The 6,182-nt window shown below is 75.1% G+C and carries 4 protein-coding genes; 3 read left to right on the plus strand and 1 reads right to left on the minus strand.

The features are described from left to right. Nucleotides 1–91: 91 nt before the first annotated feature. Together FXF52_RS26655 and FXF52_RS26660 are read left to right on the plus strand one after the other, a co-directional pair. Entirely contained in the window at nucleotides 92–3,034 is a 2,943-nt protein-coding gene (locus FXF52_RS26655; protein WP_148801078.1) for a helix-turn-helix transcriptional regulator, read from the plus strand. Between the two features lie 107 nt (nucleotides 3,035–3,141). Continuing rightward, nucleotides 3,142–3,912, plus strand: coding sequence for a DUF5995 family protein (locus tag FXF52_RS26660; RefSeq protein WP_148801079.1), 771 nt, complete (start codon nucleotides 3,142–3,144; stop codon nucleotides 3,910–3,912). A gap of 137 nt (nucleotides 3,913–4,049) precedes the next feature. On the opposite strand, the gene FXF52_RS26665 is transcribed toward FXF52_RS26660, so the two are convergent. Then, nucleotides 4,050–4,598: a CGNR zinc finger domain-containing protein gene (locus tag FXF52_RS26665; RefSeq protein WP_148801080.1), complete on the minus strand. Its 549-nt coding sequence runs from the start codon at nucleotides 4,596–4,598 to the stop codon at nucleotides 4,050–4,052. Between the two features lie 118 nt (nucleotides 4,599–4,716). Between FXF52_RS26665 and FXF52_RS26670 the strand changes: the two genes are divergently transcribed. Next, nucleotides 4,717–5,580: a hypothetical protein gene (locus FXF52_RS26670; RefSeq protein WP_148801081.1), complete on the plus strand. Its 864-nt coding sequence runs from the start codon at nucleotides 4,717–4,719 to the stop codon at nucleotides 5,578–5,580. Nucleotides 5,581–6,182 lie beyond the last annotated feature (602 nt).

Below are 6,182 nucleotides of genomic sequence, written 5' to 3' on the forward strand. Positions count from 1 at the left end.
GCAACCTTTAGTCGCAATGTCGACGCGAGATGTACCACGGTCGCCTCTCGCCCGTAGAACGGTGCGGGAGCGTGTGACTAGGCTGCGAGCCATGGCCAGCGATGTGGACACCGCACCGCTCGTCGGTCGTGCCGACACCGTGAGGGCCCTCCGGTCGGCGCTGCTCGACGACGTCGCGCCCGGGCACACCGCGGCGGTCTTCCTCACCGGTGAGAGCGGGGTGGGCAAGACCCGGCTGCTGGCCGAGGCCAGCGAGCGGCTGCGGGACGCGGGCGCGCTCGTGCTGACCGGCTCCTGTCTGGACATCGGCGACGCCTCACCGCTGCATCCGCTGCGCCAGGCGTTGCGTCGCTTCGACGCCGAGCCGGCCGAGGCCCGCACCGCCTCGGCGGTCCGCGGCCTGCTCCAGGTCTTCGACGAGGAGACCCCCGGCCCGGACGGCGCGGGCGCGCTGCTGGAACGGGTCTCCCGCGGGCTGCAGATGGTCGCCGGCGGACGTCCGCTGGTCCTCGTGCTGGACGACTTTCAGTGGGTCGACCGGAGCACCCGCCAGCTCCTGCTCTATCTGCTCGCCGGCCTCGGCGACCTGCAGCTGTCGGTGCTCGCCGCGATCCGGGCCGAGTCGTTGCAGGGTGCGCACCCGTTGCGTCGGGTGCTCACCGAGCTGCGTCGGCTGCGCTCGGTCCGGGTGGTCGACCTGGCGCCGCTGGACCGCGCCGGCACCGACGAGCTGGCCGCCGCGATCGTCGGCACGCCGCTGGCCCCGGACGACGCCGACCAGATGTGGCAGCGCAGCGGCGGCAACCCTTTTGTGGTCGAGGAACTGGCCCGGGACCTGCGCGACGGCCGCGACGGCCTCTCCGACACGGTGCGTGAGGTCTTCCTGGCCCGCGTGGACGCGCTGCCGCAGCACGCGCACGCGGTGGTGCACGCGGTCGCCGCGGGCGTCGAACCGGTCGAGCACTGGCTGCTGGCCCAGGTGGTCCGGTTGCCGGAGGAGGAGCTGATCGACGCGGTGCGGGCCGCGGTGGCGCACCGGCTGCTGGTCAGTGCCGACGACGGCTACCGGCTGCGGCACCGGCTGGTGGCCGAGGTGCTGGCGCACGAGCTGCTGCCCGCCGAGCGGGCCGCGCTGCACCGCCGCTACGCCGAGGCGCTGACCTCGGCCACCGCCGAGCTGCACCAGGCCCGGCTGGCCCACCACTGGCGGCTGGCCGGCGAGCCGGGCCGGGCCCTGCCGGCGGCGATGGCCGCCGCCCGCGAGGCCGAACGGCTGCACGGGTACGCCGAGGCGCACCGGCACTGGTCGGCGGCGTTGCAGCTGGCCGACGCCCCGGCCGCGGTCGCGCCGGACGGCGACCGGCCGGACCCGGTCGAGGTGAGCCGCGCCGAGCTGCTGGAGCACGCGGCCGAGACGGCGCACCACTGCGGCGAGCACGCCCGGGCCCTGGCCCTGCTCGAGGAGTTGGCCGCGGATCCGGCCGGGCCGGCGACCTGCGACCTGCACATCCGTCGAGCCCGCTACCTCGCCGCCGCCGGCCGGTCGGCCCCGGCGGAGGCCGAGTACCGGCGAGCCCTGGCGGCCGCCGACTGCACCCCCCGCGAGCGGGCCACCGCCGCCGCCCGCCTGGCCGAGCTGCTGCTGCACCTCGGCCGGTACGGCGAGGCCGGCGACCAGGCTCGGGAGGCGCTGGAGCTGGCCGCCGCGGTCGAGGGCTCCACCTCCGAGCTGGTGCTGGCCAGCGCCGCGCTCGGCTACAGCGAGGCCTTCCTGGAGGACCCGGACGCCGGGCTGGCGGTGATGCGCAACGCGCTGGCGATCGCCGAGCGGTCCGGCCGCCCCGAGGATGTCGCCTGCGCGTACCTGCATCTGGCGGAGCTGCTCACCGGTCCGCTGAACATCCTCGAGGAGGGGGTGGTGGTCGCCCGCCGGGGTGCCGAGCGGGTCGCCGAGCTGGGGCTCGGCCGCACCTGGGAGACCCGGCTGCTGGCCATCGCCACCAACGGGCTGTTCCGGGTCGGCCAGTGGGCCGAGGCGGAGAAGGTGGTCGCGGCGGCGCTGCGGCACCGCCCCTCCGGCGCCGACGCGGTGGAGCTGCTGCTCGCCCGCTGCCGGCTCTCCGTCGGGTACGGCGACGTCGAGGCCTCGGACCGGGATCTGGAGGCGGTGGCCACGGTGCTGGCCGGCGGCGGGGCCCGGCACGTGCTGCCGATGCTGATCCTGCGCGCCGGGCTGGCCATGTGGCAGGGGCGGCACGACCTGGCCCGGCAGGCCGTCCAGCGGGGCCTCACCGAGAGCCGCTCGGACGACGTCATCGTGCTCGCCACGCTGGCCTGGCACGGGCTGCGGGCGGAGGCGGAGGCACACGCCAGCCGGACCGTCGAGGTGGACCCGACCGCGGTGCGCCGGCTGCGCGAGGTGGCCGACCGGGTGGCCGGCAAGAGCGAGAAGGCCGGTGCCCCGGTGCGCTACGTCGCCGACGGGTTCCTGGCGCTGTGCGACGCCGAGGTGAGCCGGCTGGACGGCAAGGGCGACCCGGAGCTGTGGGCCCGCTCGGCGGAGCTGTGGGACCACCGCAACCACCCGTACCCGGCGGCGTACTCGCGGCTGCGGCAGGCCGAGGCGTTGCTGACCCGGCGCAGCAAGCCGGCCACGGCGGGCAGGCTGCTGCGGCAGGCGTACCAGATGGCGCAGGGGCTGGGCGCGGTGCCGCTGAGCTCGGAGATCCGTACCCTGGCCGGCCGGGCCCGGGTGACCCTGGAGGAGAGCCCGGCCGCCACCCGCCCGGTGCCCCGGCGCCGGAAGGCGGCGGCGGAGGCCGCGCCGGCGGTGGACGAGTTGGCCGTGCTCACCGCGCGGGAGCGCGAGGTGCTCGCCGCCGTCGCGGAGGGACTGACCAACCGGGAGATCGGTCAGCGGCTGTTCATCAGCGAGCGGACCATCGGCGTGCACGTGTCGCACATCTTCGACAAGCTCCAGGTCCGCACCCGGGTGCAGGCGAGCGCGATCTTCCTGCGCAACCGCCCGGAGTAGACCACGCCGAATACGTCGTTCTACTGATCCGGCCGGCGTACGCCGGCTGGAAGGCTGTCCAGCGTCACCGTGGCGCCCGCGGGCGTCCCGGCCACCGTGGAGGAGAGATGACTGAACCGGTCTGGGGTCCTGTGCACCAGGACATCGTCGGGCTGCTCGCCGACCACCCCGCCGACGTGCCAGCGGTCGTCGACCACCTCACCAAGCTCCAGGACCTGCTGGTCCGGCTGCCTCCGCTGGAGGAGAGCTGCCCGCTCGCCGACTTCAACAAGCTCTACCTGACCATCACCACGAGCGTCCTGAACGGCCTGTACGACGAGCGGTTCACCGACCCGGTCTTCCTGGCCCGGCTGGACGTGGAGTTCGCCACCCGCTACTTCGACGCGCTGCGGTTCTGGACCGAGTCCAGCCCCAACACCCCGAAGGCGTGGTCGTGCCTGTTCCAGCGGATGCGCGGCCCGGACGCCCGGCCGCTGCCGTCCGCCGCGGCCGGGGTCAACGCGCACATCAACTACGACCTGCCGTTCGCGCTGGTCACCACGTTCGACAGCCTGGAGTCCGAGCCGGTCGACGGCAGCGAGCAGCACCGCGACTACCTGGAGATCAACAACATCTTCGCCGAGAAGATCCCGGGGCTGCGCCGCGGCTACCTGGACAACTGGCAGCTGATGATCGACATGCTGAACGGCGACATCGACGACTGGTACCAGGGCGAACTGGTGGAGTACACCCGGAACGTGGCCTGGCGCAACGCGCAGAAGATCTGGCGCTGCCGGCACGATCCGGAGGCCCGCGAGTGTGAGCGGACGCGGCTGGACGACAACGCCGCGCTGCTCGGCCGGCTGCTGCTCTCGCCCCTCGGGGCGTTCCTGCAGTAGCCGGGACGGGGGGTCCCCGCGCTCCGGGGTTCAGGGGGGCGGAGCGCGGGGACGCCGTCGTATGGCACCTTCGACGCCCAGCCGACCCACCTGTCCGAGGTCGGCCGCACCGCCGCCCGCCGCGTCGGCCGGACGCCTCAGCCGCGCCGGGTCCGGCTCCGGTACGCCGCCGCCGCGGCCCGGTTGTTGCACAGCTCGCAGCAGTACCGTTGCCGGCCCGCCCGGGTCCGATCGAGGTAGGGCGCCCGGCACGGGTCGGCGGCGCACACCCCGAACCGCTCCGCCCCGCCGGTCGCGGCGGCCCGGGCCAGAGCTCCGGTGACCGTGGCGGCGAACGGCCCGATCGGGCCGGGCCGGGGCAGCGGGGTGAGCCGCAGCCCGCCGTCCGAGGTGGCCTCGACCACCGTGCCGGCGCTGACCTCGGCCAGCACGTCGTTGAGGGTGGCCACCCGGGCGGCCGGATCGGGTGCGGCGAAGACCTCGTAGAGCCGGGCCCGCAGCTCCCGCAGCCGCGGCAGCTCGGCGTCGCCGATCGGGTCGGTCACCTCGGTAAGGCCGAATTCCCGGCCGGCGGCCCGGAGTCGGGCCACGGAGAGCTGGTCGACCGGGTCCTGGAGCACCCAGTAGCTGTGTAGCAGCGCGACGGCCAGCCGCAGCGCCGGCTCCAGGGGTGGCACCGCGCTCATCCGCGCCTGCTCCGCCGTCCGGTTGCCGACACGCCTGCCCCTCCACTTGACCGATCGTCGCCCGCCATCCTAGCGTCATCATCTGTAAAACGCCTTTAAAAACTTATGGAGGTGTGTGGTGCGACGACTGCCCACACTCGTGTCCACGGCCGTGCTGCTGGTCACCGGCGCGCTCGTCGGTGCCGGCGGGGCGCGCACGGAGGCGCCGGCCGCCGCCGCGACCGCCGGGGGACACCGGGACGCCGTGCTCGTCCGGCACATCGAGATCCCGGTGCCTGGGCAGCCGGCCGTCCGGGCGTACCTGGTGCGACCGCAGCAGTCCGGCGCCGGGCTGGCCGGCGTGCTGGACCTGCACTGGTTCGAGCCGGGTCGGGTCAACCAGGACCGGACGGAGTTCCTCGCCGAGGCGACCGCCCTGGCCGGGCGCGGCGTGGTCTCGGTGCTGCCCCAGCTCACCTTCCCGTGGACGGGCGACCCGGTCGGCGACGCCCGGGACCGGGCGGCGGTGACCGCCCAGCTCGACGCGGTGCGGCACGCGTACCGGAGGCTGCTCGCCGAGCCCGGCGTCGACCGGGCCTGCATCGCCGTGGTCGGCCACGACTACGGCGCGATGTACGCCGCCGACCTCGCCGCCGGGGAGCCGGGGCTGCGCACCGCGGTGTTCCTCGCGCCGGACGCCACCTGGGCGAACTGGTTCGACCTGTACTGGCTCCAACTGCCCGAAGGGGAGCGGGCGGCGTACCGCGCGGTCTTCGCCGGGCTGGACCCGGTGGACCTGGTGGGGCGGCTCGGCGCCGGGGCGTACCTGCAGTTCGCGGGCGGGGACCGGTTCGTCGGCCCGGCGACCCGGGCGGCCTTCGCCGCCGCCGCGCCGCAGGCCCGGGTGTCGCTCTACCCGGGTGAGGAGCACGACCTGGGCGCGACCAGCGTCCGCGACGACCGGCTCGCCTGGCTCGCCGATCGGCTGGACCTGCGGGACTGACCGATGGGGGACCGGACCGGCCGGCCCGGGGGGTGCCGGCCGGTCCCGGCCCGCGGGGTGGGCGGGCCTGCCCGCGGTCCGGGACGCCGCCGCCGCGGTCCCGCCTCGGCGGACCAGCGCTCGGCGGTCCCGGACCGCGTTCGGCGGTCCCGGACCGGCGGGCGAGCGACACACACCGGTCCGGGACCGAGGCCCGCAGACCGTCGCTCTGGTCCCGGCCGCCCGGACCGCCACCCACGCGTTGACCGCTCATGCACACCGCTGTCCCGCGAGGCCCTCGCCCGACGGCTACGCGCTGACGGGCGCCACCTGTCCGACGCCACCGCTTCCGCGCTCGTGCGGCTCCTGCGCGCCGATGCCACCACACCCGACCAGCTCACGCGGGACCTGTCAGACCGGGACTCCGCGTGACAGGACCAGGGCCCGCGATTCCGGTCAGACTGCGCCGTGTCTGTGAGGCGAGTGAGTGCTGCTGTCCGCAAGCCCGCTGTCTGACAGAACCTGACCCGACCTGACAGGACCTGACAGGACCTGACCCGACGGGTGGGCCAAGCAGCTGGTCTCCAGAGAACCGAGGGCAAGTCCAGGTCGGCGGCGCTGTC

Source organism: Micromonospora sp. MP36, from assembly GCF_008119785.1.
Classification (GTDB): domain Bacteria; phylum Actinomycetota; class Actinomycetes; order Mycobacteriales; family Micromonosporaceae; genus Micromonospora.